The 26,349-nt window shown below is 74.1% G+C and carries 29 protein-coding genes; 13 read left to right on the forward strand and 16 right to left on the reverse strand.

Annotated elements, in window-relative coordinates; genetic code table 11:
* The first annotated feature begins 36 nt into the window (after positions 1–36).
* The 3 genes from Aau02nite_RS17240 to Aau02nite_RS17250 are packed head-to-tail and all read left to right on the forward strand — an operon-like array spanning position 37 to position 3,583.
* Complete coding sequence (locus Aau02nite_RS17240) at positions 37–1,221, forward strand: ATP-binding protein (RefSeq protein ID WP_212989436.1); 1,185 nt, start codon at positions 37–39, stop codon at positions 1,219–1,221.
* Positions 1,218–2,399, forward strand: coding sequence for a tetratricopeptide repeat protein (locus Aau02nite_RS17245; RefSeq protein ID WP_212989437.1), 1,182 nt, complete (start codon positions 1,218–1,220; stop codon positions 2,397–2,399). The genes Aau02nite_RS17240 and Aau02nite_RS17245 overlap by 4 nt, the downstream gene beginning before the upstream one ends.
* Complete coding sequence (locus Aau02nite_RS17250) at positions 2,396–3,583, forward strand: YibE/F family protein (protein WP_212989438.1); 1,188 nt, start codon at positions 2,396–2,398, stop codon at positions 3,581–3,583. The genes Aau02nite_RS17245 and Aau02nite_RS17250 overlap by 4 nt, the downstream gene beginning before the upstream one ends.
* A 41-nt stretch (positions 3,584–3,624) precedes the next feature.
* Here the strand turns inward: Aau02nite_RS17250 and Aau02nite_RS17255 are convergent, their stop codons facing one another.
* On the reverse strand, positions 3,625–4,017 hold the full coding sequence (locus tag Aau02nite_RS17255) for an SCO5389 family protein (protein ID WP_212989439.1): 393 nt from the start codon (positions 4,015–4,017) through the stop codon (positions 3,625–3,627).
* A 388-nt stretch (positions 4,018–4,405) separates the two neighbouring features.
* On the opposite strand from Aau02nite_RS17255, the gene Aau02nite_RS17260 reads away from it, so the two are divergent.
* Positions 4,406–5,713, forward strand: a complete 1,308-nt coding sequence (locus tag Aau02nite_RS17260; RefSeq protein WP_212989440.1) for a tyrosine-protein phosphatase — start codon at positions 4,406–4,408, stop codon at positions 5,711–5,713.
* On the opposite strand, the gene Aau02nite_RS17265 is transcribed toward Aau02nite_RS17260, so the two are convergent.
* Genes Aau02nite_RS17265 through trpB form a run of 3 tightly spaced genes read right to left on the reverse strand, consistent with a single transcriptional unit; the run spans position 5,676 to position 8,333 of the window.
* Positions 5,676–6,413: a GntR family transcriptional regulator gene (locus Aau02nite_RS17265; protein ID WP_212989558.1), complete on the reverse strand. Its 738-nt coding sequence runs from the start codon at positions 6,411–6,413 to the stop codon at positions 5,676–5,678. The genes Aau02nite_RS17260 and Aau02nite_RS17265 overlap by 38 nt on opposite strands.
* Entirely contained in the window at positions 6,373–7,176 is an 804-nt protein-coding gene (gene trpA / locus Aau02nite_RS17270) for a tryptophan synthase subunit alpha (RefSeq protein ID WP_212989441.1), read from the reverse strand. The genes Aau02nite_RS17265 and trpA overlap by 41 nt, the downstream gene beginning before the upstream one ends.
* On the reverse strand, positions 7,173–8,333 hold the full coding sequence (gene trpB / locus Aau02nite_RS17275; protein WP_212989559.1) for a tryptophan synthase subunit beta: 1,161 nt from the start codon (positions 8,331–8,333) through the stop codon (positions 7,173–7,175). The genes trpA and trpB overlap by 4 nt, the downstream gene beginning before the upstream one ends.
* 123 nt (positions 8,334–8,456) lie before the next feature.
* Between trpB and Aau02nite_RS17280 the strand changes: the two genes are divergently transcribed.
* A complete protein-coding gene (locus Aau02nite_RS17280) occupies positions 8,457–9,179 on the forward strand; it encodes a Stf0 family sulfotransferase (protein WP_212989442.1) in 723 nt (240 codons plus the stop codon).
* Here the strand turns inward: Aau02nite_RS17280 and Aau02nite_RS17285 are convergent.
* Both Aau02nite_RS17285 and Aau02nite_RS17290 read right to left on the reverse strand, forming a co-directional pair.
* A complete protein-coding gene (locus tag Aau02nite_RS17285) occupies positions 9,176–9,868 on the reverse strand; it encodes a response regulator (RefSeq protein WP_212989443.1) in 693 nt (230 codons plus the stop codon). The two genes, Aau02nite_RS17280 and Aau02nite_RS17285, sit on opposite strands and share 4 nt — an antisense overlap.
* Positions 9,856–11,040 (reverse strand): sensor histidine kinase, encoded by a 1,185-nt coding sequence (locus Aau02nite_RS17290; RefSeq protein ID WP_246595213.1) that lies wholly within the window; start codon positions 11,038–11,040, stop codon positions 9,856–9,858. The genes Aau02nite_RS17285 and Aau02nite_RS17290 overlap by 13 nt, the downstream gene beginning before the upstream one ends.
* Positions 11,041–11,172: 132 nt before the next feature.
* On the opposite strand from Aau02nite_RS17290, the gene Aau02nite_RS17295 reads away from it, so the two are divergent.
* Positions 11,173–12,618, forward strand: a complete 1,446-nt coding sequence (locus Aau02nite_RS17295) for an alpha/beta fold hydrolase (RefSeq protein WP_246595214.1) — start codon at positions 11,173–11,175, stop codon at positions 12,616–12,618.
* On the opposite strand, the gene Aau02nite_RS46485 is transcribed toward Aau02nite_RS17295, so the two are convergent.
* The 4 genes from Aau02nite_RS46485 to Aau02nite_RS17315 all read right to left on the reverse strand — a co-directional run bounded on the left by Aau02nite_RS46485 (position 12,594) and on the right by Aau02nite_RS17315 (position 15,930).
* Positions 12,594–12,737 carry a dihydrofolate reductase family protein gene (locus Aau02nite_RS46485; protein ID WP_246595215.1) on the reverse strand — a complete coding sequence of 48 codons (144 nt, stop codon included), beginning with the start codon at positions 12,735–12,737 and terminating at the stop codon, positions 12,594–12,596. The genes Aau02nite_RS17295 and Aau02nite_RS46485 overlap by 25 nt on opposite strands.
* A gap of 265 nt (positions 12,738–13,002) precedes the next feature.
* The gene (locus Aau02nite_RS17305) at positions 13,003–13,872 is read right to left on the reverse strand and encodes an ABC transporter permease (RefSeq protein ID WP_212989444.1); all 870 of its coding nucleotides are present in this window, start codon (positions 13,870–13,872) and stop codon (positions 13,003–13,005) included.
* Complete coding sequence (locus tag Aau02nite_RS17310) at positions 13,859–14,791, reverse strand: ABC transporter ATP-binding protein (protein ID WP_212989445.1); 933 nt, start codon at positions 14,789–14,791, stop codon at positions 13,859–13,861. Before Aau02nite_RS17310 ends, Aau02nite_RS17305 begins: the two co-directional genes overlap by 14 nt.
* Positions 14,788–15,930: a LolA family protein gene (locus tag Aau02nite_RS17315; protein ID WP_212989446.1), complete on the reverse strand. Its 1,143-nt coding sequence runs from the start codon at positions 15,928–15,930 to the stop codon at positions 14,788–14,790. The genes Aau02nite_RS17310 and Aau02nite_RS17315 overlap by 4 nt, the downstream gene beginning before the upstream one ends.
* A 102-nt stretch (positions 15,931–16,032) precedes the next feature.
* Between Aau02nite_RS17315 and Aau02nite_RS17320 the strand changes: the two genes are divergently transcribed.
* The 5 genes from Aau02nite_RS17320 (at position 16,033) to Aau02nite_RS17340 (ending at position 20,034) form a co-directional block, all read left to right on the forward strand.
* Positions 16,033–16,701: a response regulator transcription factor gene (locus Aau02nite_RS17320; protein ID WP_212989447.1), complete on the forward strand. Its 669-nt coding sequence runs from the start codon at positions 16,033–16,035 to the stop codon at positions 16,699–16,701.
* A 2-nt stretch (positions 16,702–16,703) separates the two neighbouring features.
* Positions 16,704–18,062 carry a HAMP domain-containing sensor histidine kinase gene (locus Aau02nite_RS17325; RefSeq protein ID WP_246595216.1) on the forward strand — a complete coding sequence of 453 codons (1,359 nt, stop codon included), beginning with the start codon at positions 16,704–16,706 and terminating at the stop codon, positions 18,060–18,062.
* Between the two features lie 83 nt (positions 18,063–18,145).
* On the forward strand, positions 18,146–18,619 hold the full coding sequence (locus Aau02nite_RS17330) for a hypothetical protein (protein WP_212989448.1): 474 nt from the start codon (positions 18,146–18,148) through the stop codon (positions 18,617–18,619).
* A 123-nt stretch (positions 18,620–18,742) separates the two neighbouring features.
* On the forward strand, positions 18,743–19,462 hold the full coding sequence (locus Aau02nite_RS17335) for a YcnI family copper-binding membrane protein (protein WP_212989449.1): 720 nt from the start codon (positions 18,743–18,745) through the stop codon (positions 19,460–19,462).
* Positions 19,459–20,034, forward strand: coding sequence for a sigma-70 family RNA polymerase sigma factor (locus Aau02nite_RS17340; protein WP_212989450.1), 576 nt, complete (start codon positions 19,459–19,461; stop codon positions 20,032–20,034). The genes Aau02nite_RS17335 and Aau02nite_RS17340 overlap by 4 nt, the downstream gene beginning before the upstream one ends.
* An 8-nt stretch (positions 20,035–20,042) precedes the next feature.
* Here the strand turns inward: Aau02nite_RS17340 and Aau02nite_RS17345 are convergent, their stop codons facing one another.
* Complete coding sequence (locus Aau02nite_RS17345; RefSeq protein WP_212989451.1) at positions 20,043–20,675, reverse strand: SRPBCC family protein; 633 nt, start codon at positions 20,673–20,675, stop codon at positions 20,043–20,045.
* Positions 20,672–21,031, reverse strand: coding sequence for an ArsR/SmtB family transcription factor (locus tag Aau02nite_RS17350; RefSeq protein ID WP_212989452.1), 360 nt, complete (start codon positions 21,029–21,031; stop codon positions 20,672–20,674). The genes Aau02nite_RS17345 and Aau02nite_RS17350 overlap by 4 nt, the downstream gene beginning before the upstream one ends.
* A 72-nt stretch (positions 21,032–21,103) precedes the next feature.
* On the opposite strand from Aau02nite_RS17350, the gene Aau02nite_RS17355 reads away from it, so the two are divergent.
* On the forward strand, positions 21,104–21,835 hold the full coding sequence (locus Aau02nite_RS17355) for an RlpA-like double-psi beta-barrel domain-containing protein (RefSeq protein ID WP_212989453.1): 732 nt from the start codon (positions 21,104–21,106) through the stop codon (positions 21,833–21,835).
* 4 nt (positions 21,836–21,839) lie between these two features.
* Here the strand turns inward: Aau02nite_RS17355 and Aau02nite_RS17360 are convergent, their stop codons facing one another.
* From Aau02nite_RS17360 to Aau02nite_RS17375, 4 genes are all read right to left on the reverse strand, one after another.
* On the reverse strand, positions 21,840–22,109 hold the full coding sequence (locus tag Aau02nite_RS17360) for a DUF2277 domain-containing protein (RefSeq protein ID WP_212989454.1): 270 nt from the start codon (positions 22,107–22,109) through the stop codon (positions 21,840–21,842).
* Between the two features lie 54 nt (positions 22,110–22,163).
* Positions 22,164–22,670 (reverse strand): hypothetical protein, encoded by a 507-nt coding sequence (locus Aau02nite_RS17365; protein ID WP_212989455.1) that lies wholly within the window; start codon positions 22,668–22,670, stop codon positions 22,164–22,166.
* 92 nt (positions 22,671–22,762) lie between these two features.
* On the reverse strand, positions 22,763–23,413 hold the full coding sequence (locus Aau02nite_RS17370; RefSeq protein WP_212989456.1) for a response regulator: 651 nt from the start codon (positions 23,411–23,413) through the stop codon (positions 22,763–22,765).
* On the reverse strand, positions 23,410–24,642 hold the full coding sequence (locus Aau02nite_RS17375; protein ID WP_246595217.1) for a sensor histidine kinase: 1,233 nt from the start codon (positions 24,640–24,642) through the stop codon (positions 23,410–23,412). Before Aau02nite_RS17375 ends, Aau02nite_RS17370 begins: the two co-directional genes overlap by 4 nt.
* Positions 24,643–24,720: 78 nt before the next feature.
* On the opposite strand from Aau02nite_RS17375, the gene Aau02nite_RS17380 reads away from it, so the two are divergent.
* Positions 24,721–26,343: an ArnT family glycosyltransferase gene (locus Aau02nite_RS17380; RefSeq protein ID WP_212989457.1), complete on the forward strand. Its 1,623-nt coding sequence runs from the start codon at positions 24,721–24,723 to the stop codon at positions 26,341–26,343.
* Positions 26,344–26,349 lie beyond the last annotated feature (6 nt).

Genomic DNA, 26,349 nt, shown 5'->3' on the forward strand with positions numbered 1-26,349 from the left:
GGGGCGGCCCGGGGAAGCCGGGCATAATCGCCTCTCATGAGCGACGCCCTGATCGACAGCCTCACGGCGGCCGTCGCCGCCCGGCCCGACGATGTCGCGCTGCGGCTGCACCTGGCCGAGCTGCTGGCCGGGGCCGGGCGCGCCGGCGAGGCGATCGGGCACGCCGCCCAGGTGCTGGCCCGGGACCCCGGCAACGAGGCTGCGCGGCGGGTGATGGCGGCCGCTCTTCCGGGTGAAGCGCCGGCGGCCCCGTCGCGCCCCGGCGTCGACTGGGACGCCCTGGAGAGCGAGTTCGAGGGCGTCGTCCCGCCCCGGTTCGCGCCGGCCGGTGCCGGCGACGACGCGTTCGAGGTCGAACGGGCCGCGGTCACCCTGGCCGACGTCGGCGGCATGGACGAGGTGAAGCAGCGCCTCGAGCTGGCCTTCCTCGCTCCGCTGCGCAACCCGCAGCTGCGCACTCTGTTCGGCAAGAGCCTGCGCGGCGGCCTGCTGCTGTACGGCCCACCCGGTTGCGGCAAGACGTTCCTGGCCCGGGCCGTCGCGGGGGAGATAGGCGCCGCGTTCATCTCCCTGTCGATCGTCGACGTGCTGCAGATGTGGATCGGCAGCTCGGAACGCAACCTGCACGACCTGTTCGAGTCCGCCCGGTCGCACGCGCCCTGCGTGCTGTTCCTCGACGAGATCGATGCGCTGGGCCACAAGCGCAGCCAGCTCAGCTCCTCGGCGATGCGGACCCTGGTCAACCAGCTGCTCACCGAGCTGGACGGGGTGGGCGGCGGCAACGAAGGGGTGTTCGTGCTGGCCGCGACCAACGCTCCCTGGGACATCGACGCGGCGCTGCGCCGGCCCGGCCGCCTGGACCGCACGGTCCTGGTGCTGCCGCCGGACGCGACCGCCCGCGCCGCCATCCTGGAGTACCACCTGCGGGACCGGCCGGTCGCCGGCATCGACCTGCGCGCGCTGGCCGCCGCCACCGAGCACTTCTCCGGCGCCGACCTGGCCCACGTGTGCGAGACCGCCGCCGAGTTCGCATTGCGCGACGCCATCGCCACCGGCGAGGTCCGGATGATCTCGCAGCAGGACATGACGGCGGCTGTGCGCGACGTGCGGCCGTCCACGGACGCCTGGTTCGCCACGGCCCGCAGCGTGGTCATGTTCGGCAACGCGAGCGGCGAGTACGACGACCTGGCCGCGTACCTTCGCAAGCGCAAGCTGCTGTGAGCGGCGACGACGCGTACCGCCAGGCCCGGCAGCTGGCCGAGGTGGGCCGGCACGCGGACGCCGAGGCCCGGTTGCGCGCGGCGCTGGCCGTCGGGCCGGCCGATGCCGGCCTGCTCACCCTGCTCGGTTACGTGCTGCGTCAGCAGCGCGACTACGTGGCCGCGCTGGCGGCCTGCGACGCGGCGGTGGCCGCCGCTCCCGGGCTGGCCGGCGCGCACGCCGAACGCGCGGAGTCCCTGATCGCCCTGATCCGTGACCAGGACGCGGTCGCCGCGGCCGGTGAGGCGGTCCGGCTGACTCCGCACGAGCCGGCCGGGCACCTGGTGCTGGCCCGGGCGCTGGCCGCCGGCCGCCGTTTCGCCGAGGCCCGCGCCTCGGCCCGGCACGGCCTGGCGCTGGCCCCGCGGTCGGTCGAGGGCCTGCTGACCCTGGCCGACGTGGAACGCGACGCGGGCAACCGGGACGCGGCCGAGGAGGCGGCCCGGGCGGCGCTGGCGATCGAGCCCGCCAACGCCTACGGCCGCTGGCTGCTGGCCATGCTCGACGCCGAGCGGCTGCGGGTCGGCCGCTCGCTGCGCGCTCTGCACGACGTGGCCCGGGAGAACCCGGCCCGCCCGGACGTCATCTCGATGACCTGGCCGATCCGCAGCCTGCTCAGCGCGCTGCGCCGCTGGTTCGCGGCCGCGGTCCTGCTGGTCGTGGCGGGCACGCTCGCGGCGGCCTGGTGGCCACCGGCCGCGCTCGGCAGCCGCATCCTGGCGGCCCTGTTCGCCACGGTCGTGGCCGGCTTCGCCCTGCGGGTGCTGATTCCCGCGGGCCGCCTGCCGTGGCGCTGCCTGCGACTGGTGCCCGGGCTGCTGCGCCGGGCTGCCCGCGCCGCGATGGTCACCGTGGGCGTCATGGTCGCGCTGCTGCTGGCGTACGCCGTGACGGGCCACCGGTGGCCGGCCGTGCTCGCCCTCGCGGCGGTGCCGGTGCTGTGGGGCCTGGGCCTGGCCGAGCTGCTCGGTGCCCGGCTGGACGACCCCGGTTTCCTGCACGCCCTCAAAGCGCTGGGCCGCGACTTCCGCGACTGGGGCGGCGACCTGGTCCGGTGGTGGCAGGAGACGAAGCGCGAACTGCGCGAGACCTGGAACGACGACAACCCGCTGCCCCCGCGTCCCGGCTCGTCGCGATGAGCCACCAGCACAGCCACGGCCCGCCGCCGGCCGCGTCCCGGCGCACCCGGCGCATCGTCACCGCGGTGCTGGTGCCGGCCGCCCTGGCCACCCTGGTGGCGCTGATCCTGCTCTGGCCCGGCAACGTGCGCACCGACCCGGCCGCGGGCGGGGGCCAGCGGGCCCTCGGCACGGTGACGGCCGTCGCCGAGCAGGTCTGTCCGGCCGGTGCCCCGCAGCAACGTTGCGGCTCCGCCACGGTCCGGGTCACCGAGGGGCCCGGCGCGGGTGCCGATCAGGCGGTCGACCTCCCGCAGGGCCCCGGCACGAGCGCCCTGCACGTCGGCGACGGCGTGGTCCTGCTCTACTTCCCGGACGCGGTTCCCGGCGGGCGGGCGTACTCGGTGGTGGACCGGCAGCGCTCGACCCCGATGATCTGGCTGGTCGCGGTGGCCGTGGCGGTGATCCTGGCGTTCGGCCGACGGCGGGGGCTGGCGTCGCTGGCCGGCCTGGCGGTGAGCTTCGCACTGCTGCTGCTCTTCGTGATCCCGGCCATTCTCGCCGGCTCACCGCCGCTGCTGATCGCGGTGGTGGGCGCCTCGGCCATCATGTTCGCGGCGCTGTATCTGACCCACGGCGTCAACGTGCACACCTCGGTGGCGGTGGCCGGCACGCTGGCCAGCCTGGTGCTCACCGGTGTGCTCGGTGCGGTGTTCACCTCGCTGATGCAGCTGAGCGGGCTGGGCGGCGACGACAGCTCGGCCCTGGCGGTCACCCGGACCAGCCTGGACCTGCGCGGCCTGCTGCTGGCCGGCATCGTCATCGGTGCCCTCGGAGTGCTGGACGACGTGACGGTGACCCAGGCCGTGACGGTGGCCGAGATGAGCCCCGGCGCGACGAGCCGGTGGGAGCTGTACCGCGCGGCGATCCGGGTCGGCCGCGCGCACGTGGCGTCGGCGGTCAACACGATCGTGCTGGCGTACGCGGGGGCCTCGTTGCCCCTGCTGTTGCTCATCGCGGCCTCCAGCGAGCCCGTCACGGACCTGTTGACCAGCGAGTACCTGGCCCAGGAGATCCTGCGCAGCGCGGTCGGCACGATCGGCCTGGTCGCCTCGGTCCCGATCACGACGGCGCTGGCCGCCCTGGTGGCCGACCTGGGCCCGGCCACGCCGGTGATCGCCGGCCGGCACGCCCGGCGGGCCTGAGGGCGGCGGGCCGGGGCCCGCCGCCCGCGATCGGCCGGTCCTCAGCAGTTGCGCAGTTCCGGGGACTGGTTGAGCAGCTGGCCGCGCGGGGAGACGAAGGCCCGGTAGCGGTCGCCGCCCACCGCGCCGGGGCGGAAGGCCGCCACCCGGTGGCAGTTCTGGAAGGCGAGCTTGGCGCCGAAGTGACGCTCCAGCCCGCCCCGGATCGCGTCACTGGCCAGGGCCCGCAGGAGCTCACCGCGCTGCTGCCCGGACGGCGGCGGGATCTCGTGGTCGGCGAACTCGCCACCGGTGGTCTCCAGCTCGGTCACGACCTGGCTGATCACCTCCCAGGCGTACGGCAGCGACGTGCGGACACAGTCGACGAACTCGGCGTCCGGGACCTCGCCACGCTCGGCGACGGAGAGCAGCTCGGGGGAGACGGTGAGAGACATGCGGATCCTTCCGGCAAGACGGCGTGCCGGCGGAGTACCGGCGACGGGTCCATCTTGTTGGCAACGGTTTTCATTGTAAAGAAAGCCGCGCCGGTGTCACCCGATCGTCAGCTCGCTGATCACGGCGTCGCGCAGTACGCCGCCGGTGGTCGGGGTGACGCTGAGCCTGATCGGCCGGCCGGTCGATCAGCGGGATCCCGGCCTGTCCGTGCGGACCCGGGAGGCCGCCCTGCGGGTGATCCTGCGCACCGGCCGACGTCTCCCGGGCCGGTGCCGCCGTCACGCTGCGGGCCGCACTGGCGGCCGACCGGACGGGGTTGACCGCGGGCGAGGCCGCATTGTTGGGTGAGCTTCTCGACCGCCTCACCGCCGGATCGGAGCCCGCCCGGTGATCCTCGACTGGCCCGCCTGCCGCAACGCCCGCGACCTGGGGGGCCTGCCCACCCAGGACGGCGGCCGGATCCGCGGCGGCGCGCTGCTGCGCTCCGACCACCACGGCGCGATGACCCCGGCCGACGTCGCCGCCGTCCGCGCGGCCGGGATCTCGCGGATCCTGGATCTGCGCCGCCCCGCGGAGCTCGCCGAGCATCCGAGCCCGTTCGCCGGCGACCCGGTCTACCTTCACGTCTCGCTGCTGAGGGACGTGACCCACTACGAGTATCCGGCGGACTCGTACGGGCCGATGCTCGATCACAACAAGGAGCGCATGGCAGCCGCTTTCCGGGCCATCGCCGAGGCGCCCCCGGGCGGCGTGCTCGTGCACTGCCGCGGCGGCCGGGACCGGACGGGCACCCTGGTCGCCCTCGCGCTCACCGTCGCCGGGGTCGGCCCGGAAGTGGTGGCCGAAGACTACGCGCTCTCCGAGGACTGCCCGGCGGCCACGATGATCAACACTCTGGTGCACGCCGAGCAGGTCTACGGCGGCGTGGAGAACTACCTGCGCGGCATCGGCGTCCAGCAACGCCACCTCGACGCGGTCCGCGAGCGCCTCCGCGAGCCCGCCTTCCTGACCGGCACCCGCACCGGCTGGGACACCATCGCGCAGTGGTACACCGAGCGGTTCCGCGACGAGCTGGCCGCCAAGATCTGGGACCGGGCCCTGCTGACCGGCTTCGCCGAGCTGGTCGGCGCGGTGCCCGGCCCGGTCGTCGACGTCGGCTCCGGCCCCGGCGTCACGACCGCGTACCTGCACGGTCTGGGCCTCGACGTCACCGGCGTCGACCTGTCGCCGGAGATGGTGGCCGTCGCCCGCCGCGACCACCCCGGGATCGGCTTCCGGGTCGGCTCCATGACGGAGCTGGCGGTGCCCGACGCGTCCCTGGCCGGGCTGGTGGCCTGGTATTCGATCATCAACGTGCCGGACGAGGCCCTGCCGGCGGTGTTCGCCGAGTTCCACCGGGTGCTGGCGCCCGGCGCGCCGGTGATCATGGCGTTCCAGACCGGTGACGAGATCCTGGTCCGCGAGGGCATCGCTTTCCACCGCCGCCGACCCGAAGCTGTCGCCGCGCTGCTCGCGGACGCCGGGCTGGAGCTGGTGCTGCGCACGGTCCGCGAGCCCGCCGAGCACCCGGGCCTGACCGAGTCGGTGTCGCAGGCGTACCTGGTGGCCCGCCGGCCGTCAGGGAGTCAGCCCGGCCGGTCCGGCCGGGACCCCGCGTTCAGGACGACGACGTCCACTGCACCGACAGACCGGTAGCCGCGCGTTCGGTGCGGACCTCCATCACCGTGCCCAGGATCGTCGCCCGGTCCACCACGATCGGCTGGTCGTCGAGGCCGTAGGTGACCCGGTCGGAGACGAACACCGGCGTGCCCGCCGCCTGGCGCAGCAGCTCCGCGACCGGCCCGGCGAGCACCTCCGGGCGCAGCACCTCCGAGGCCCGGTGCACCACCACCCCGTGCTCGGCGATCGCCGCATAGAGGGAGGTGTCGCTGAGGTCGGCGGTGCGCAGCTCGGCGCCGACCGGCGGACGCACCCAGGACAGCTGGTGCACCGCGGGCCGCCCGGCCAGCAGCCGCAGGCGTTCCAGGCGCAGGGCCCGGGCCGGGCCCAGGTGCGCCGCGACCCAGGCCGGCGGGCGGTGCATGCTCTGGCCGAGGATCTCGGTGCTGACCGTACGGCCCTGAGCCCGCAGATCCTCGGCCAGCCCGCGCAGCGAGTCCAGCCGGTAGGTGGCCTTCGGCGACGCGACGAACGTGCCCCGCCCCGGCTGCTGGGAGAGCAGCCCGTCGTCCTCCAGCTGCCGCAGCGCCTGCCGGAGGGTCACCAGCGTCACCCCGTACGCGGCGCTGAGCTCCTTCTGCGGGGGCAGCGCCGAGCCCGGCGGCAGGTCGCCACCGCGGATCTTCGCGGTCAGGTCAGCCGCGATGACCTGATATTTCGGCGTGCGGCGTTCCAGGAGACACCCCCAGGTCGAGTGCGGTGCGGTAGGCGGCGACGTCGGCGGCGAGCTCGTTCGCCGTGGCGCCGTCGAGAACCCTACGCATCAGCACCGACGCGATCACAGCGCCGTCCCCGGCGCGTCCCGCCTCGACCGCCTGGGCCGGGGTGGACACCCCGAAGCCGATCAGCACCGGCAGGTCGGTGACCGCCTTGAGCCGGGCGGCCAGCGTCGCGGCCGAATCCGCCAGCCGGGCGCGTTCGCCGGTGGTGCCCATGACGCTGATCGCGTACACGAAGCCGCGGCTGCGGGCGCAGATCTCCCGCAGCCGGTCGTCCGGGGTCGACGGGGCCGCCAGCAGCACCAGGTCGATGCCGGCGGCCGCCGCTGCGGCCTCGGTCGCCGCCGACTCCTCCAGCGGCAGGTCCGGCACGATCAGCCCGGAGACCCCGGCGGCGGCCAGCGCGGGCAGGCCGATCCGCAGGACGATGTTCGCGTACGTCATGACGACGACCGGCACCCGCAGCGGCGTGGCCGCGAGGTCCGCCAGGATCGACTCCACCGTGGCCCCGCGGGCCAGGGCCCGGTCCGAGGCCTCCTGGATGGTCGGCCCGTCGAGCATCGGGTCGGAGAACGGCAGCCCCACCTCGATGGCGTCCGCCCCGCCGTCCTGGCAGGCCAGCAGCAGCTCGGTCCAATCCGCGGTGATCCCACCGGTCACGTACGGCACCAGCAGCGGCCGTCCGGTGAGCGGCAGCGCCGCACTGAGCGTGGTCGTCATCGCAGTCCCTCCATCAGCTGGCCCATGTCCTTGTCGCCGCGGCCCGAGAGGGTCAGCAGCACCGTCGAGCCGGCCGGCAGCTCCACCGTCCCGGCCGCGCGCAGCACCCAGGCCACCGCGTGCGCTGATTCCAGCGCGCAGATGATCCCCTCGCGTTCGGCGAGCCGGCGGACCGCGACCAGTACCTCGTCGTCGGTCACGGTCACGTACGTCGCCCGGCCGAGCCCGCCGAGCTGCGCGTGCTCCGGCCCGACCCCCGGGTAGTCCAGGCCGGCGGCGATCGACTGCGCCTCGGCGACCTGCCCGTGCCGGTCCTGCAGCACCAGCGACCGCGAGCCGTGCAGCACCCCCGGCTCACCGCCGGACACCGCCGCCCCGCCGGCCGCCTCCACGCCGACGAGCCGGGCGGTCGTGTCGACGAAGCCCGCGAAGGTGCCGGCCGCGTTGGAGCCGCCGCCCACGCAGGCCACGACCACGTCGGGGACGCCGGTGCTGAGCTCGCCCGCGACCTGCCCGCGGGCCTCCTCCCCGATCACCCGCTGGAATTCCCGGACCATCCACGGGTACGGGTGCGGCCCGGCGACCGACCCGAGGCAGAAGTGGGTGTCCCCGACGGCCGACACCCAGTTGCGCATGGCCTCGTTGGTGGCGTCCTTGAGGGTCCGGCTGCCGCTGGTCACCGGGACGACCTCGGCGCCGAGCAGATGCATCCGGAAGACGTTGAGGGCCTGGCGCTCGATGTCGCGCTCACCCATGTAGACCGTGGCGCGCAGCCCGAACAGGGCCGCCGCGGTGGCGGTGGCGACGCCGTGCTGGCCGGCCCCGGTCTCGGCGATCAGCCGGGTCTTGCCCATCCGCCGGGCCAGTAGCGCCTGCCCGAGCACATTGTTGATCTTGTGGGAGCCGGTGTGGGCGAGGTCCTCGCGCTTGAGCAGCAGAGTGATGCCCAGCTCGGCGGAGAGGTTGCGGGCCGCGGTGAGGGCGGTGGGGCGCCCGGCGTAGGTGCGGCGGTAGCCGTCGAGCTCCTGGCGGAACCCCGGATCGGCCCAGGCCTCGCGGAACGCTTCCTCCAGGGCGAGGCAGGCGGGGATCAGGGACTCGGGGACGTATCGGCCGCCGTACTCGCCGAAGCGCCCGTCAGTGGTGGGTTCGCGCATGACCACGGTCACGGTGTGCCTCCAAAGTTCTATAACTCTCAGCCGAGTGTTCCATAGTCGTGTGCAGAGTTCTAGAACTTTATTTCAGTTGTCGCGCGGGTCACCGACGGCTTGGCTGGGGTGATGACCGAGTCCTACTTCGTCTGCGCGACGCCGCGCACCGGCAGTTCCCTGCTCCTCGGCCTGCTGGCGTCGACCGGGCTGGCCGGCACCCCGGAGTCGTACTTCCGGCAGCCGGACGAGCAGCTGTGGGCGGACCGGTGGAAGATTCCCGGCCCGGCCGACCCGGCGTTCGAGTATCGGGCCTTCGTGCGGGCAGCCGTCGGGGCGGGAACGACGCCCAACGGCGTCTTCGGCGCCAAGCTGATGTGGGGCACCCTCGACCGGCTGGTGGCCCAGCTGGCACCGTCCACCGAGGGCCACGACCTGGCGGTGCTGGAGGCCGCGTTCGGGCCGGTCCGCTTCGTGTACCTGCGGCGCGAGGACGAACTGGCCCAGGCGGTGTCCTGGCTGCGCGCGGAACAGACCCGCACCTGGAAGGCCGGCGACCCGGGCGGCACCGCGGCCGAGCCGCACTACGACAAGGCCGGCATCACGTCGCTGCTGGACACGGTGGCCGACCACAATGCCGCCTGGCGGGCCTGGTTCACCCGGTACGGCGTCGCCCCCCACGAGATCACCTACGAGCAGCTCACCGCCGACCTGATCGGCACCACTCGCGGCGTGCTCAGCTACCTGGGCCTCGACCCGGACGCGGGACGTCCGATCCAGCCCCGCCACCGCCGCCAGGGCGACCAGCTCAATGAGCAGTGGGCGGCACGATACCGGGCGGAAATCGCCCGCTAGAGCAGCTCGGCGTCGTGGACGAGCAGCGCCACCTGGACCCGGTTGTTCAGGTCGAGCTTGGCCAGCAGCCGCGACACGTGACCCTTCACCGTCGGCAGGCTCATCGTGAGCTCGGTGCCGATCTCCGCGTTCGACCAGCCCCGGCCCAGCGCCAGCGCCACCGCCCCTTCCCGCTCGGTCAGGCCGGCCAGCCGGTTGCGGGCCCGGTCCCGGCGCGGCCCGGCGGCCGGATCGGCGACGTGGTCGATCAGCTGCCGGATCACCGCCGGCGACAGCGTGGCCGAGCCGCCCGCCACCGCCCGGACCGCCTCGATGATGTCGCGCGGCGGGGTGTCCTTGAGCAGGAAGCCGCTGGCCCCGGCCCGCAACGCGTCCAGCACGTACTCGTCGGCGTGGAACGTGGTCAGCACGATCACCTCCGGCGGGGCCGGGCGCGACCGCAGCCGGCGGGTGGCCACCAGCCCGTCGACCTGCGGCATCCGGATGTCCATCAGCACCACGTCGGGCCAGTGCGCGTCGGCCATCGCCGCCGCCTGGGCCCCGTCGCCGGCCTCGGCGACGACCTCGATGTCCGGCGAACCGCCGAGCAGGATCCGCAGCCCGGCCCGTACCAGCGGATCGTCGTCGACGATGGCCAGCCGGATGGGCCGCGTCCGCCCGCCGTCCGCTGTGCCGGTCAGGCCCGCCATGGCAGCCGCGCGTCCAGGAGGAAGTCGTCGCCCAGCGGGCCGTACCGGACGTGGCCGCCGGCCAGCGCCACGCGTTCGCCGATACCGACCAGGCCCATCCCCGCGCCCGGCACGTCGGGGCGGGCGGCCGGCGCCGGGCCCGGGTTCGCGATCCTGATCCGCAGCTCGGCGCCGGGTTCGCCGTCGAGCTGCACCCGGACGGCCGATCCCGGCGCGTGCTTACGCGCGTTGGTGAGGCCCTCCTGCACGATCCGGTACGCCGTACGCCCGAGCACCACCGACGGCCCGCCCTCCGGCACCGCACAGGTGTAGTGCACCGTCATGCCCATCGCCCGGGCACTGTCGACGAGCCCGGGCAGATCGGCCAGCCCCGGCTGCGGTGGCTCCGGGCGGCCCGCGGCGCCCTCACGCAGCACCCCGATGACCCCGCGCAGTTCCTCCAGGGCCTCGTGGGCGCTGGCCCGGATCGCCCCCGCCGCGATCGCCACCTCCTCCGGCCGCGCGTCGGTGCGCACCTCCAGGGCTCCGGCGTGCAGGCTGACCAGCGACATCCGGTGGGCCAGCACGTCGTGCATCTCCCGCGCGATGCGCGCCCGCTCGGTCAGCCGGGCCTGATCCTCGCGCAGGTGCTGCTCGGCCTCGAGCCGGGCGGTGTGCTCCCGCAGCGTCCCGGTGAGCCGCCGGTACGCCCGCACGAACATCCCCCACCCCAGCGCCCCCGCGGTGGTGACCGCGCGGACCAGCAGGTCCACCCACACCGGGAACTGCGGACTGTCGTGCAGCACGAAGTACACGGGCACGACCGCGACGTACGCCGCCCCGAGCACCAGGGCAACCGGGCCGCGCCGGTGGATCGCCACGGTGAACAACGCGACGATGACGGCACCGGTCGCCATCACCGACACCGTGCTGACCAGCAGCAGAACGATCGTCAGACCCACCGGCCGGTGCCGGCGCAGCAGCAGCGCGGCGCAGCACAGCACGCCGAGGGCGACGTCGGCCGGCCAGGGCAGCGGCGCACCCTCCCGGGTGGCGTCCCCGAGCGGCACCGTCAACGACCCGTACGCCAGCGCCACGATCACCGCGACGGTGTCGGCCAGCCGGTCCCGGATCACCGACCGGTGGCTGCCCGCCGGGTCGGGGACGAGCAACGCGAACATCAGGCCGGCCATGTGCCGAGCCTACGATCCGGCGCCCCGCGGGGGCACTGTCCGAAGTCACCGGCGCCCCCTACCGAAGTAGGGGTGCGTACCGGATCCGAGGGCTGATGCGGCGGGCGGGCACCCGGAGCCAGGCTCACGGCCATGGTCAAGCTGATGGGATGGATCGGTGCGGCGGCCGGCTGGGGGATCGTCGCGGGGTGGTGGATGCCGCGCGGCCCGTTGACGGGAGCGCAGGCACTGTGGTCGGTCGGGCTCAGCGTGGTCGTGGGGCTGGCGGCCGGATGGTCGAGCCGGTCACGGTGGTCGCTGCTGATCGCGCCGGCGGTGTTCGTCGTCGCGGTCGAGCTGATGCGGCTGCGCGTGGACGGGCCGTCGGTCGATGCGCCGCACGCCAGCGCTCTGGGCTTCGTGGTGCTGGTCGCCGGGCGCGGCCTGCACGCACTGTTGTCGGTGCTGCCGCTGGTGCTCGCCGCCGCGTACGGCGCCGGGTACGCGCGGCGGCGTGCGGGGGTGAGCGGCCGGCGCGGCTGGCGGTACCTGCGCCGTACGGCCACGGGGCTGCTGAGCGCGGTGCTGTTGGCCGGGACGGTGACGGTGGCCGTACCGGCCCGGACGCCGGCGATATCGGGGGAGCGGAGCATCGCCGAGCTGACCCGGATCGACGCGGGCGGCCACCGGCTCGGCGCGCTGATCCGCGGCGTCGACCGGACGGCACCCGTGTTGCTCTTCGTGCCCGGGGCCCCGGGTGGCTCCGAGCTCGGCGCGGCCCGGCGCCACCTCGCCGAGCTGGAGCAGCGGTTCGTGGTGGTGACGCTGGACCGGCGCGGCGGCGGCTCGTCGTATCCGGCCCTGGACCCGACCGCGACGGTGACGCTGGAGAGTGCGGTCGCGGACGTCATCGCCGTCACCGAGGCGCTGCGCCGGCGGTTCCACCAGGAGAAGATCTACCTGCTCGGGCACTCCGGCGGCTCGATCCTGGGCGTGCTGGCGGTGCAGCGGCGGCCCGAGCTGTACCGGGCGTACGTCGGCGCCGGGCAGGCCGTCGACCTGCCCGCGAGCGACCGGATCAGCTACGCCGACATCCTGGCGTGGGCGCGGGCCACCGGCCGGGAAGGGCTGGTCCGCACGCTGACCGCGTTCGGGCCACCGCCGTACCGCGACGTGTACTCGTACGAGCCGATCATGCTCTACGCGAACGAGGTCTACGGCTACGACCACTCCGGCAACGCCGCCGGGGCCGGTGATCCCTTCCACAGCGTCGGCGCCTCCGAGTACACCGCGCTGCAGAAGGCCCACACGGTCAACGCCGTGCTGGACACCTGGAACGCGCTCTACCCCCGGATGCAGGGCGTGGACCTGCGCCGCGACGTGCCGCGGCTGGAGGTGCCCGTGTACTTCGTGCAGGGCGCGCACGAGATGCGGGGCCTCGCCACCCTCTTCACCCCCTGGTACGAAGCGCTGCGCGCGCCCGTCAAGCGGCTGACCGTGGTGCCGTCCGGTGGTCACCGGGCGTTCCTGGAACAGCCCCGACGCTTCGCCGAGGTGATGGACGAGGTGCTGGCTCAGTCCGGCGGCAGCATCCGGTAGGTGAGGTGGGTGACCAGCGACGCCGGCCGGCCGGAGAGCTGTTCGAGGCGCACCGGCGGGATCCCGTCGAAGAGCCGCTCACCCCGGCCGAGCACCACCGGCGCGACGTGCAGGCGCAACTCGTCGATGAGCCCGGCGGCGAGGGCCTGGTTGATCGTCGAGGCGCCGCCCGGCCGGGAGCGAACATGTTGCGCCCCATGATGAACGCGTCGGCGGCGGTGATCGCCGCCAGCTCGGCGGTGTTCTCGTCCGGGGTCTCGAACATCCAGCGGTGCAGCTGCTCCCCGCCCTCACCGAGGGGGTCCTGCAGGCTCTGCCGGGGCCCGGCCACGAACCCGTCCACGGAGACGCCGGGGTCGGAGGTCACGTACGCCATGAGGGATGTCAGCTAGTGATGTCGCGGCCGGCGAACCGGGCCCAGGCCGCCGACAGGAAGACCAGGATGTAGGCGCCGGCCGACAGCAGTCCCGGCGTCAGCGCGTCGAACGACACCGGATCGCGCAGCAGCTCGCCGAAATCCTGCCAGTGCCGGGTCAGCAGGTACGGGTGCAGCCAGTCCAGCTGCGGGATCTGTTGCAGCACGAAGCTCGCCACGGTCAGCATGGTCAGCGCGATGGTGGCACCCATCGGCTGCTCGGTGAGCGTCGACAGGAACAGCCCCAGGGCGCCCAGTGCCGACAGGCACACCCCGAGGAAGAGACAGACGCCGAGCAGCCGCAGCAGCGCCTCGCCGAAGCCGACCTGGGTGCCCGACAGCAGCGTGACGTCCCCGCCGCCGAAGAGGATCAGCCCGATCACCAGCCCCGAGACCGCGACGACCAGCGGCGCCAGGAACGCGCCGGCGACGATGCCGGCGTACTTGACGGCCAGCAGGCGGGTCCGGCCGACCGGCACGGTCAGCAGGTAGCGCAGCGTGCCCTGGTTCGCCTCGCCGGCCACCGCGTCCCCGGCCAGCATCGCGATGGCGATCGGCAGGAACAGTCCCAGCTCGACGCCGAGCGCGGCCAGGGCGACGAAGAAGCCGTTGCCGGTGATCTGGGCGAAGAAGTCCGGGCCGCCGCCGGGGCGGTCCGAGGTGTCCGGTGCGGCGACCTTCATGGCCACAGCCAGCACGATCGGCACAGCGGCCAGCGCGGCCAGGCCGACCTGGTTACGCCGGCGGACCGCGATCAGGCGCAGCTCGGAGCGCAGGAACCGGGTGGAGACCCGGCGTACCGGGGTCGCCGGGACCCCGGACACCTCAACCGCTGACATCGAAGCCTCTTCCGGTCAGGGAGACGAACACGTCCTCGAGGCTGGGCGACTCGGCCGCGAAGCCGCGTACCGCCACCCCGTCGTGCACCAGCGCGGCCACCACCTTCTCCGGCGCGATCGCGCCGAGCTGCCCGGTGGCCTCGGCCGCCGTCTCGGCGACCTCGGTCAGGCCCAGCGTGCGCAGCACCCGGGCGGCCTGGGCCGGCTGGTCGGTCAGCACCCGGGCCCGCGGCGCCGCGTCGGAGCGCAGCTGCGCCAGCGGCTCCTGGGCGACCAGCTTGCCGCGGTGCATGACGCCGACGTGCGTACAGACCTGCTCGACCTCGGCCAGCAGGTGCGTGCTGAGCAGCACCGTCGCGCCCTCCGCGGCCAGCGCCCCGACCAGCGTGCGCACCTCGCGGGTGCCCTGCGGGTCCAGGCCGTTGGTCGGTTCGTCGAGGATGAGCAGTTCCCGGGGCACGAGCAGAGCGGCCGCGATGGCCAGCCGCTGCTTCATGCCGAGCGAGTAGGTGCGGTACCGCTTGCCGGCTGCCGCACCCAGCCCCACGCGGTCCAGAGCCGCGGCGATCCGGGCGTCCGACGTGCGGGCCTCGGCGCTGCGGTCGGCCGCGTCCACCCGGCGCAGGTTGTCCCGCCCCGACAGGTACGGGTGGAAGCCGGGCCCCTCGACCAGCGCGCCGACGCGGGGGAGCACGTCGGCGGCGTGGTCGGGCATCTCCGCGCCGAGCAGCTCGTGCCGGCCGGCGCTGGGGCCGATCAGCCCCAGCAGCATCCGGATGGTGGTGGTCTTGCCCGAGCCGTTCGGGCCGAGGAAGCCGTAGACCGAACCGCGGGGGACAGCCAGGTCGACGGTGTCCACCGCGACCTGGCTGCCGAACCGCTTGGTCAGCCCCTGTGTGGCGACCGCGAGGTCAGTCACTTGCCGGCTGCCTCATAGAGCTTCTCCGGGGCCACCGCGCCGACCAGGATCCGGCCGTCGTCGGTGATCAGCGCGCTGAACAGGGCGCTGGTGAGCAGGCGCCCGCTGCCCCAGGTGCCGCTCGTCTTGGGCAGCGTCCCGACGATCGCGTCCAGCTGCCCGGCGGCGCCGGCCGCGCCGTTGTCGGCCTTGGCGTCGTCACCCTTGGGCATCTTGGCCACCAGCACCGACGTCCAGCCCTTGCCGACGACCTTGGTGCCCTCGGCGGCTTCCTTCTGCGCCTTCTCCGCCTCCGGCGTGGTCGCCTTCGCGCGCTCCTCGGCGATGTCGGCCTCGCTGGGCTCGGTCACCTTGGTGCCCGGCGGCGGGTTGAAGGTGAACTGCTCGGCGTCCGGCACCTCGAAGCTGACCTGCTGGAACGCCACCCGTACGGCCGGGTTGTTGGCGCCCTTGGCGTAGACGTCCACGCCCAGCGGGATGTGCTTCTCCGCGTCGATGGCCAGGCGCACCTGGCCCACCAGCGAGGCGGTGTCGCGCGGGCTGAGCACCAGCTCGTACGCGTCCCGGCCGGCGACCTTGGCCGCGCCGGTCGTGGTGACCGCCGTGGTCGGGTCGATGGCGGCGAGCGCCGCGTCGGCGGCCTCCTGCGGCGTCGACGGCACACCCGACGGCAGCGCCTGCGGCTTGGCCGGCTTGCCGGCCTTGTCCGCCGGCAGCTTGAAGTGCGTCGCTGAGCTGTCGGCGCTGCGCCACATCCACACGTCGGAACCGTTGCGGATCACGTCGGTCTCGCCGAGCGTGCCCATCAGGGCGAGGCGGGCCTTGTCCTCGCCGGCGTACCAGACCCGCGCGGTGTTGCTGCCCGCGACGAGATTCATGATCTCGGAGCTGCCGGCGCCACTGGTGACGCCGGGCAGCGACGGCAGTCCCAGATCGGCCGTCTGCACGACCGTGCCCGAGAACCCGTCGACCTTGGCGTTCTGCACGTCGACCAGCAGCTGAGCCGCGCTGCGCTCCGGCAGCGAGGGGTCCGCGCTGGCGACGATCGTGCCCGCCGCGGCGCCGCCACCGATGACGACGACCGCTGCCGCTGCCGGAACCAGCCAGCGCAGGGCGGGCCTTGACCTGAACACACTCACGATGAGCACCTCCCGTTGTCTGCAGCCATCCTGCGCCGCACCGGCTGTGACGCCGCTGAGAACATCCCCTAGGGGTTGCCCTGCCCGTGCCAAGGTAGTGGGGTGCGGTTGCTGGTGGTGGAGGACGAGGCGCGGCTCGCGGCTGCCCTGCAGCGTGGTCTGCAGGCCGAGGGGTTCGCGGTGGACGTGACCGGCGACGGTCAGGACGGGCTGGAGCTGGCCCGCCACGGTGACTACGACGCGATGATCCTCGACGTCATGCTGCCGCGGCTGTCCGGCTACCGGGTGGTGCGCCAGCTGCGCGCCGAGCAGAAGTGGCTGCCGGTGCTCATGCTCTCGGCCAAGGACGGCGAGTACGACCAGGCCGACGGGCTGGACTGCGGCGCCGACGACTATCTGACCAAGCCCTTCTCGTACGTGGTGCTGCTGGCCCGGTTGCGGGCGCTGCTGCGGCGGGGCACCCCGGAACGCCCGGCGGTGCTGCGCCACGGGGACCTGGAGCTGGACCCGGCGCAGCGCAAGGTCACCGTGGCCGGGGCCGAGGTGGTGCTGACCGCCCGCGAGTTCGCCCTGCTGGAGTACCTGCTGCGCCGCCCCGGTGAGGTGGTCTCCAAGACCGAGCTGCTCGACCACGTCTGGGACGCCGCGCTGGACACCGCCGCGAACGCGGTCGAGGTCTACGTCGGTTACCTGCGCCGCAAGATCGGCCGGGAGCGGCTGGAGACGGTCCGCGGCGCGGGCTACCGGCTGGCCGCCGTCGACGGGTCCTGAGCGTGGCCTGGCTGCGCCGGCTGAGCCTGCGGGCGCGGCTGCTGCTGGTGTCGGTGGTGGTGCTCTTCGTCGGGCTGGCCGGCGGCGGCGTGGTGCTGGTCGCGACGATGAACTACGCGCTGCTGCGCACCGCCAACGAGGAGGCGCTCGACACCGCCACGGCGGTGGCCGAGCTGGTGAACGAGGACACGCTGAGCGATCCGCTGCCGGCTGCTCCGGGCGTACGGGTGCAGGTGGTCAACGCCCAGGACAAGGTCCTCGCGGTGTCCGCGGGCGCCGACCGGCTGGTGCCGATCCTCTACCCGGACGAGATGAACGCGCTGGGGAACCGGGAGGGCCAGTTCATCCCCGGCCACCGGATCGGCTTCGACGGTCGGGTCCGGGTGGTCATGGTGCTGGCCGGGCCGGCCGACGCTCCGGTCCGGGTGCTGGTCGCGCGGCCCACCTCGGACCTCACCCAGGGCCTGCACCTGCTGCGGACCACGCTGCTGCTCACGTTCCCGGCCCTGGTGGCACTGCTCGCGCTGGTCGCCTGGCGGGTGGTCGGCGCGACCCTGCGCCCGGTGGAGGCGTTGCGGGCCGGCGCCGAGGAGATCACCGGTGGCGCCCGCTCCGACCGGCTGCCGGTGCCCGACTCGCACGACGAGATCCACCGGCTGGCGGTCACCCTCAACGGCATGCTGCACCGCCTGGACGCGGCCCGGGGACGCCAGCGGGCCTTCGTCGCGGACGCCGCCCACGAGCTGCGCAGCCCGCTGACCAACATGCGCACCGAGCTGGAGGTGGCGCAGCGGCTGCCGGACACCACGGACTGGCCGGCGCTCGCCGACGACCTGCTCACCGACGTGGACAGGCTCAGCCGGCTGGTCGACGACCTGCTGCTGCTGGCCCGGGCCGACGACGGGAGCACCCGGGTCGAGGAGCGGCGGATGGAGACCGTCGAGCTGGGCCAGCTGCTGGGCGAGGTAGCGGCCCGCTACCCGGCGGTGGAGTACGAACGCCCGGCGGTGCCGCTGCGCACCCGCGGGGAACGCGACGCGCTCGGCCGGGTGGTGGGCAACCTGCTCGACAACGCCGTCCGGCACGCCGCGTCGTCGGTGCGGCTCACGGTGGGGACGGACGGCGCGTACCAGCTGATCTCGGTCTCGGACGACGGCCCGGGCATCCCGGCGGCTGACCGCGAGCGGGTCTTCGACCGCTTCACCCGGCTCGACGACGCGCGGGCCCGGGACGCGGGCGGCTCGGGCCTGGGCCTGGCCATCGTCCGTGAACTGGTCCGCCGGCACCGCGGCACGGTGGTGCTGCGGGGGACCTCCCCGCCGCCGGGCCTGCGCGTGGACGTCCGCCTGCCGGGCGCCTGAGGGCGGCTCAGGGCGGCGACGCGCCGTGACGCCATATCTGACTCACGGTTTATGGAAGCTGTCTTTCTGTGATGATGGCAGGCGTGGACATCGATGTGAACGGGAGCCGATCAGCTGCGCCGCCGTCACGGCTCACGACGTTGATCGCGGTGCTGCGCGGCAACGAGAACTTCCAGCTCATCGCCACGGTGGTGCTCATCGTCATGACGATTGCCGGCCTCATTCTGCAGGGCTCGGACTACGCAGCCCACATCCACGGCCCGCTGGCCTTTCTGGGGGCGCTCGCCGGCCTGGGAATCCCGCTCGTCGCGATCACGCTGCTGGCCCTCACCCGTCCGGGCCGGCGCCGGGCCCGGTGGCTCATCGCCGCGGCCCCGGCCGTGCTCGTGACGCTGTTTCTGGCCCTGCTGCCGCCGGTTACCGCCGGACACGGCTGGCTCGGGGTTCTGCTGACGGTGCTGGTCACGCTCACTTACGACGTTGTGGCCATCGCGTACCTGCTGGTCCTGCGGCCCTGGGCCTGGATCTCCCGAGATGACGGCGGTGCGGGCCGGTAGGTGGAGCCGTTGACCGGGGGCGCGGCGTGAAAGGGCGCGAGAATCCGCGGGAACTTATCCGGGACGGTCACCGACCAATGACCGTGCCCGGCGCCCCGGCCGGGTCCGACCGGAAGGTTTCTGATGTCGCTGTTGAAGCGCTCGGCCGCGGTGGCCGGGATGGTCACCGCGCTCACCCTCGTCCTCGCGGCGCCCGCGTCCGCGCACGTCACGGTGAATGCGAGCACCGCGGTGCAGGGTGGCTACGCCAAGGTCACCTTCCGGGTGCCGAACGAGAGCGACACCGCGAGCACTACCAAGGTGGAGATCAACCTGCCGGCCGACACGCCGTTCGCGTCGGTGTCGCTCAAGCCGGTGGCCGGCTGGACCATGGCGCCGGTGAAGTCGAAGCTGGCCAAGCCGATCGAGGCGCACGGCACGAAGATCGACGAGGCGGTCACGAAGATCACCTGGACCGCCGCCGGTGACGCGGCGATCAAGCCGGGCCAGTTCCAGGAGTTCGACGTCTCGCTCGGCCCGCTGCCGCAGGTGCCGCAGGTGGTGTTCAAGGCGCTGCAGACGTACTCGGACGGCAACATCGTGCGCTGGATCGACGAGCCGACCACCGACGGCACCGAGCCGGAGAGTCCCGCGCCCGTCCTCAAGCTCGCCGCGGCCGCGGGGGCCGACGCGCCGGCCGCCGCCACCAGCAGCACGGCGCCGACCGTCTCGGCCGCCGGTGCGGCCGAGCCGGACGGCAACGGGACCTGGGCCGGCATCGTCGGCATCGGGCTGGGGCTGGCCGCGCTGGTGCTCGGGCTGCTCGCGTACCGCCGCTCGGGTCAGAGCACCGCGGGGCAGTGACCGACGAGGAGGTGACCGGGTGGGCGCTCGCCGCGGGCCGGGGTGACCGGGACGCGGCGGCGGCGTTCGTCCGGGCCACCCAGCGGCAGCTGCGGCGCTTCCTGCAGCACCTCGCCGGCCCGGAGGAGCTCGACGACCTGACCCAGGAGACGTACCTGCGGGCGCTGCGCAGCCTGCCCGGCTTCGCCGGCCGGTCCAGCGCCCGCACCTGGCTCTACACCATCGCGCGCCGGGTCGCCGTCGACCACGTCCGGGCCGCGGTCGTCCGGCCGCGGATCGCCCGGGTCGAGGACTGGCAGGGCGCGGCCGACGCGGCGCTCGGCGCCGACCGGCCCCGCTTCGAGGACGACCTGGCCCTGCGCGACCTGCTGGGGGCGTTGAGCGCCGAGCGCCGGGAGGCCTTCGTGGCCACCCAGCTGCTCGGTCTCTCGTACGCGGAAGCGGCCGAGGTCTGCGACTGTCCGGTGGGGACGATCCGCTCCCGGGTGGCCCGGGCCCGCGAGGACCTGGTGGCGGCGCTGGCCGCCAGCGGTGACCCGCGTCGCGGCCGAGGGTCGAACGCGGCGGGCTGACGGCCCGGTCAGCCGCCCGTGTAGGCCGCGTAGCACCGGTCGGCGCGTTCCCGGGCGACGGTCGGGTCGGTGCCGTCGGCGACGGCGGCCCCGGCCCAGCCGTCGCTGCTCAGCCGGTAGAAGAGCTTGCCCTCGTCGGAGGCCATCCACGCCTCGATGGCGGCCTGGTCGCGGGGCGCCGCCGGATCCGCCAGGTGCATGGCCAGGCCCAGCAGGCCGGCGTCCCAGCCGATCCCGGTTGCGCCGGGGCCGAACTGCTCCCAGAACTCGTCGGCCACCTGCGCGACGTGCTCCAGCTCGAAGCGGGTGCGTCCGTCGCCCTCCGGGACGAGGCGGACCTCCACCCAGCTGACGCCGTCGTTGTACTCCCAGGTCGCGGCGAAGCCGTTCGGCTTGTCGCAGCGCGAGATCGTGCCGCCGGCGTTGCCCTCGAACTGGTATTTGCCGCCCTCGCGGAGCTCGCCGCTGACCGGCAGGAACCAGCGGGTGATCCGTTCCGGGTCGGTCACCGCGTCCCACAGGTCGTCCTGGCCGGTGTCGTAGACCTGGCTGATGGTCGACACGCGTGCCTCGCCGGCCTCCAGGGTGCGCTCACCGTACTGGCGCCGTACCGCGCTGATCTGCTGCTTCGCGTCAATCATCCGTCGCTCCGATCGTCGTCGCGGGCGGCGAGCCGCCGCTGCCGCTTGCCGCGGGCCACCTCGGTGGCCAGCGCGTCCAGGTGGGGTTTCCAGAACCGGCGGAACCGGCTCAGCCATTCGTCGGCCTCGCGCAGCGCCGTGTCGTCGACCGAGTAGAGCCGGCGGGCGCCGTCCGGGCGTACCGTGGCGAAGCCGTTGTCGCGCAGCACCCGCAGGTGCTGGGAGACGGCCGGCTGGGAGATGCCGAACTCGGCCCGGATGACGTCGGTGACCGCGCCGGAGGGCTGCTCGCCGTCGGCGAGCAGCTCCAGGATCCGGCGGCGGACCGGGTCGCCCAGGACGTCGAAGGCATGCACCGCGCCACTATGCCAGCCGCAGCTTATATAAGTCAATTCTTAAACGCCCGACCGGCCGGGCCGGTGGCTGCGATGCTGCTCCACGTGCGGTTCTGCGCGGTGATGCTGGTGCTGGGTCTGCTGACAGGCTGCGGCGAACCGGCGACGCGGGGGCCCTCCACGGTGCTGCCCCGGCCGTCCCTCGGGCAGTGGTCCGTCCCCGGCCCCGCGGTGAGCGCCGCGCCCGCCGCGCCGGCCCCGGTCTCGTCCCCGGCGCGGACCGCCGCCGTCAGTAGCGGGTGGGAGATCACCGTCTACTACACCGCTGTGCAGAGCTTCCACGGCGGTGATCCGGAGACCGTCACCGGCTGCCGCGGCCTCGACTGCGCGCACGGCGACGACGACCTGGGCGAGTATCCCGCCGGCTTCGTCGCGGCGGTCAAGGACGAGGGCACCGGGCGTACGGCGGCCGGCACGTACCTGAACTGGTCGTACGACATCGGCTACTGGCTCGACACCGCCGCCCGGGACGCCGCCGGGGCTCCGCTACGGCCGTTCGTCTCGGCCGCCGCCGACCCCGGCGTGCTGCCCCGCGGCGCGACCTTCCGCATCGCCGGCTGCGGGCGCACCGACGACGGCGCCGCGGCGGACGGGACGGTCTGCGCGGCACTGCGCCGGGCCCGCTGGACGGTGACCGACGAGTTCACCCCCGGCCTCGGCGGCAGTCGGCACGTCGACCTCTACATAGGCGAGGAGACCGGGCCCGGCTTCACCGACTCGCCGTGGTACCTGACCCTCACCGGGGCGTCGCTGCGGCTGGGCTGAGCGGTCAGGAGGCGTACCGCTTGGCGGCGCGTTCGCGGGCCTTGGCCGCCTCGGTCTCGCGGTCCTTCGGCGGCGCGGTGGTGACCAGCTCGGCGAGCAGCTCCTCGGTCGCCGCCGCGACCGCGGCGACCGCCCGGTCGAACGCGGCCTGGTTGCGCTGCGACGGATTCGTCGACCCGGCGACCTTGCGCACGTACTGCAGGGCGGCCGCCTGGACCTCGTCGGGCGTGGCGGGCGGCTCGAAGTTGTGCAGCTGGCGAATGTTTCGGCACATGGCAGAAGCGTAGTCACTGCCGGTGGGCCGTGGGGGTCCCCGGCCGCCGGGCCGTCAGGGCAGCACGCCCGGCGGGAACCACTCGACGGTCCGGAAGTCCCCGCTCTCCACCGTCTCGTACGGCGCGCCGCTCACACAGAGCGGCACCGACTCGGTGCTGCCCGGATCGATCACCCAGCTGTAACCGACGCGGTCGTGCCGGCCGTGGTCGTACACCGTGAAGCCGCGGCGCACGCCGATGAACTCCTTCCGGCTGCTGGCGGTGATGATGCCGGTCGCCACCGCCACCGGGCCGCCGACCGCCAGGCAGTCGATCCGCCCGCTGAACCAGGCCCCCTCGGTGCCGAGGTAGTGGCTGATCCGGAACGTCCCCCGGGCGTCCGGGCCGAGGCCGTGGGCGTCGAAGGTGAACCGGATGTCGTCACCCGCGGCCCGCCACAACCTCGCCGAACCGACCAGGCTGGGCTCGGTGGGCTTCGGGCGGCTCGCCGACGCCGCGCCACCGGACGTGATCAGGACGGCGGCTGCCGCGGTCAGGGCGAGCACTGCGCGCTTCATCATGCTTCCTCCATGTCTCGGGTACTTCCGACATGAATCAGCCTGGTCCGTCGCGGCCGGACGCGACTCCCGCGCGGGAGGGAACCGGCTCCCTCTCAGGAGGGACTCACGAAACCCGACTCGTACGCGGCGATCACCGCCTGGGTGCGGTCGCGGGCGCCGAGCTTGGCCAGCACGTTGCCGACATGGGTCTTGACCGTCTGCACGCCCAGCACCAGCCGCTCGGCGATCTCCGCGTTGGACAGGCCCCGCGCCATCAGCCGTAACACCTCGGCCTCCCGGTCGGTCAGGTCCGCCGGGGGCGTACGGCTGCCGTACGCGGCCGCCAGGCGCCGGATCGCCGCCGGGAACAGCAGCGACTCCCCGGCGGCCACCACCCGGATCGCCGCCAGCACCTCGGCGGGGCGGGCCCGCTTGAGCAGGAAGCCGCTCGCTCCGGCGCGCAGGGCGGCGTACACGTACTCGTCGTGCTCGAAGGTTGTGATGATCAGGATGCGCGGCGGGTGGGCGGCGGTCGCGAGCGCGTGCCGGGTGGCCTGCAGACCGTCGATCGCCGGCATCCGCACGTCCATCAGCACCACGTCGGGCCGGGTCCGGGCCAGCAACGGCGGGACGGCGGCTCCGTCGGCGGCCTCACCGACCACGGTCAGATCCGGCGCGGTGGAGATGATCGCGGTCAGTCCGATCCGGACGAGCTCCTCGTCGTCGACCACGGCCACCCGAACCGGCCCGGCGGGGGCGCTCACCGGGGCCACTCCGCCCGTACCCGCCAGTCGTCGCCGTCCGGCCCGGCGACCAGCTCGCCGCCCAGCAGGGTCACCCGTTCCCGCATCCCGGCCAGCCCGCGGCCGGGCAGCGGATTGCGCACCTCCACGACCAGGTCAGGACCGCGGGCGGTGACCCGCAGGGACACCGGCGCCGGCGCGGCGTGCCGCAGCGCGTTGGTCAGGGACTCCTGCACGACCCGGTACGCCTCCCGGGACAGCTCCGCGGGCACCTCGTCGACCGGGCCGGTCGTCACCAGCTGCGCGCCGGCACCCGCGGCGAGCCGGGGGAGATCCCGAAGGTCGGGCCTGGACGGGGCCGCCTGACTCGGCCCTGGCGCTCCCGGCGGACCGAGCCCGGCGGGCGAGCGGCCGGGCCGGTGCCGCTCGTCACGGAGCAGGCCGAGGACCTGGTCCAGGTCCTCCATGGCGGCGCGGCCGGTCTCCTCGATGGCGGTCAGCGCCCGCCGGGCGAAGGCCGGGTCGCGTCCCAGCAGCTCCCCGGCCGCGGCCGCCTGCAGCACGGTGACCGTCAGTGCATGGCCGACCGAGTCGTGCAGCTCGCGGGCCAGCCGGTTGCGCTCGGCGAGCCGGCGGGCCTCGGCCCGTACCGCCGCCACCCGCTCGTCGGCCGACGGGCCCAGCAGCACCGGCGCCATCATGGCGGCCAGTGCGCCCAGCCCGGCGGTGGCGTAGCCGGTGGCCAGCAGCAGCGCCACGCCCAGCAGGGCCAGCCCGGCGGCCCGCCAGCCGGTGTGCGTCATGATCAGCGTCGCGGCGACCGGCACGGCGACGAACAGCACCAGCCCGACGATCGCGCCCACGCCGAGGTGCACGGCGAACCACAGCGCGGCGCGCAGGCGGGCCTCCGGCGCGGGTCTCGCGGGCGGGTCCGGCAGGTCGACGCCGAGAAGCCAGCGGGCGGCGGCGACCTCCAAGGCCCGCGTGCCGGGCAGGAACGGCGGCGTGAGCCCGATGGCGGCGGTCGCGGCGCCGAGCACGACGACGACGGCGAGCGGCGTGCCGCCGTCGGCCGCCAGCCGCGCAAGACCTGCCCCGACCAGCCCGTACGGCAGCAGCAGAACCCCACCGAGCAGCAGGAACGCGCCTCTCCGGTAGGTCGTCGCGCGCACCAGCGGCCGGAGGAGACGGCACATCAGCCGGCTCGCGGCGGTGGCCTGGGACCCAGCCGGCGGTGCCACAGGGGACATGCCCGGACCCTAGTTCGCCGGGGCGCCGGGCCGCTGCCCCGCCGTTGTCCGGTTCGCGGACCCGGATAGGTTCTGCGGATGAGCGTGGACGTGGACGAGTCGCAGCCCGCTGCCGCAGCCCCGCCCCACCGTCACCGACGGTGGCTGTTCGCTGCGCTCATCGTGGTCATGCTCGGTCAGATGGCGGCCGCCATGGTGGTCACCTCGGTGCAGCAGACGCCGACCATCGACGAGCCGGTCTACGTCGGCGCGGCCGTCACCTACGTCGAGCAGCACAGCCTGCGGTACAATCCCGAGCACCCGCCGCTGGGCAAGCTGATCATGGCGGCCGGGCTGGTCTTCGCCGAGCCGCGGCTCGACCCGGATTACCGGGGCAACCAGTCCGAGCTCGGCCGGCACCTCCTCTACGAGGCCGGCAACGACCCGTACGAGCTGATGGCCGCCGCCCGGCTCCCGATGATCATCCTGACGCTGCTGTTCGGGCTGGTGGTGTTCGCCTTCGCCCGGGACCTGGTGGGACCGGTGGGCGGGCTGCTCGCCCTGGCCCTCTACAGCTTCTCTCCCGACCTGATCGCGCACGGGTCGCTGGCCACCCTCGACGTGCCGGCGGCCGGTTTCCTGCTGACCGCCACCTGGCTGCTCTGGCGGGCCCGCGACCGTCCCGGGCTGTACCTGCCGCTGGCCGGGCTGGCCCTCGGCGCCGCCCTGGCGACCCGGATGAGCGCGCTGCCCGCGGTGCCGGTGCTCCTGCTGCTGGCGTTCCTGGCGGTCAAACGGCTGCGCGGGGTGGCCGCGGCGGCCGGGGTCGGCGTGATCGCGCTCGCCGTCGTGTGGCTGAGCTACCTCGTCATCGATCCGACGCTGCACTTCCTGACGCCGATCGGACTGCCCGAGCTGCAGGGGCTGAAGCGGACGCTGGTGAACCTGGTGCCGTTGCCGGAGCCGTACCGCGACGGCATGCGCATCCAGTTCGGGTTCGAGAACCGGACCTTCAACGGCTTCCTGTTCGGTGAGCGGTACCAGGGCTCGCGCTGGTACTACATGCCCGCGGCGATGCTCGTGAAGACGCCACTGGGCCTGCTGGTGCTGTGGCTGGCCGGCGCGGTGACCCTGCTGGCCGTGGCGCGGCTGCGGATCGCGGCCCTCTACCTGCTGGTGACGCCGGCCATCCTCTTCGCCGTGTCCATGACAGGCGCGCGCAACTTCGGCAGCCGGTACGCGATCTTCCTGCCGGTCTTCCTGGCCGTCGCCGCCGCGGCGGTGGTGACGCTGCGCCCGCGCTGGACGCGGATCACGGCAGCGGTACTGGTGGCGTTCGTCGCGGTCAGCTCCGTGCGGACGTTCCCGTACTACCTGCCGTACTCCAACGAGGCGTTCGGCGGGCCGGCCAAGACCCACCTGCGGCTGCACGACTCGAACGTCGACTGGGGCCAGGACCTGGGCCGGCTCGCCGACCGGCTGCGCGAGCGCTATCCCGGCGAGCAGGTCTGGCTGGTGTACAAGGGCGCGGGGGTGCCGGCCGCGTACGGCATCGACGCCCGGAGCCCGCTCGGGGTGCCGCCGGCCGACGTGCACGGGCTGCTGGTGGTCTCGAACTCCACGGTCGCCGGCGCGACCGGCCGGACCCGGGCACTGATCGCCGGCAGCGGCGAACCGATCGACATGGTCGGCCACTCGATCAGCATCTACCGCCGCCCCTGAGGCGGG

The organism is Actinoplanes auranticolor (genome assembly GCF_018332655.1).
Classification (GTDB): Bacteria; Actinomycetota; Actinomycetes; order Mycobacteriales; family Micromonosporaceae; genus Actinoplanes; species Actinoplanes auranticolor.

Coding starts and splice junctions, on each gene's coding strand:
- Aau02nite_RS17305 (WP_212989444.1), bottom strand. CDS start 13,872: ATGTCAGCGGTTGAGGTGTCCGGGGTCCCGGCGACCCCGGTACGCCGG.
- Aau02nite_RS17365 (WP_212989455.1), bottom strand. CDS start 22,670: ATGATGAAGCGCGCAGTGCTCGCCCTGACCGCGGCAGCCGCCGTCCTG.
- Aau02nite_RS17360 (WP_212989454.1), bottom strand. CDS start 22,109: ATGTGCCGAAACATTCGCCAGCTGCACAACTTCGAGCCGCCCGCCACG.
- Aau02nite_RS17380 (WP_212989457.1), top strand. CDS start 24,721: ATGAGCGTGGACGTGGACGAGTCGCAGCCCGCTGCCGCAGCCCCGCCC.
- Aau02nite_RS17290 (WP_246595213.1), bottom strand. CDS start 11,040: ATGGCCGGCCTGATGTTCGCGTTGCTCGTCCCCGACCCGGCGGGCAGC.
- Aau02nite_RS17255 (WP_212989439.1), bottom strand. CDS start 4,017: ATGTCTCTCACCGTCTCCCCCGAGCTGCTCTCCGTCGCCGAGCGTGGC.
- trpA (WP_212989441.1), bottom strand. CDS start 7,176: ATGACGACCACGCTCAGTGCGGCGCTGCCGCTCACCGGACGGCCGCTG.
- Aau02nite_RS17250 (WP_212989438.1), top strand. CDS start 2,396: ATGAGCCACCAGCACAGCCACGGCCCGCCGCCGGCCGCGTCCCGGCGC.
- Aau02nite_RS17280 (WP_212989442.1), top strand. CDS start 8,457: ATGACCGAGTCCTACTTCGTCTGCGCGACGCCGCGCACCGGCAGTTCC.
- Aau02nite_RS17285 (WP_212989443.1), bottom strand. CDS start 9,868: ATGGCGGGCCTGACCGGCACAGCGGACGGCGGGCGGACGCGGCCCATC.
- Aau02nite_RS17335 (WP_212989449.1), top strand. CDS start 18,743: ATGTCGCTGTTGAAGCGCTCGGCCGCGGTGGCCGGGATGGTCACCGCG.
- Aau02nite_RS17345 (WP_212989451.1), bottom strand. CDS start 20,675: ATGATTGACGCGAAGCAGCAGATCAGCGCGGTACGGCGCCAGTACGGT.
- Aau02nite_RS17295 (WP_246595214.1), top strand. CDS start 11,173: ATGGTCAAGCTGATGGGATGGATCGGTGCGGCGGCCGGCTGGGGGATC.
- trpB (WP_212989559.1), bottom strand. CDS start 8,333: ATGCGCGAACCCACCACTGACGGGCGCTTCGGCGAGTACGGCGGCCGA.
- Aau02nite_RS17375 (WP_246595217.1), bottom strand. CDS start 24,642: ATGTCCCCTGTGGCACCGCCGGCTGGGTCCCAGGCCACCGCCGCGAGC.
- Aau02nite_RS17240 (WP_212989436.1), top strand. CDS start 37: ATGAGCGACGCCCTGATCGACAGCCTCACGGCGGCCGTCGCCGCCCGG.
- Aau02nite_RS17355 (WP_212989453.1), top strand. CDS start 21,104: ATGCTGCTCCACGTGCGGTTCTGCGCGGTGATGCTGGTGCTGGGTCTG.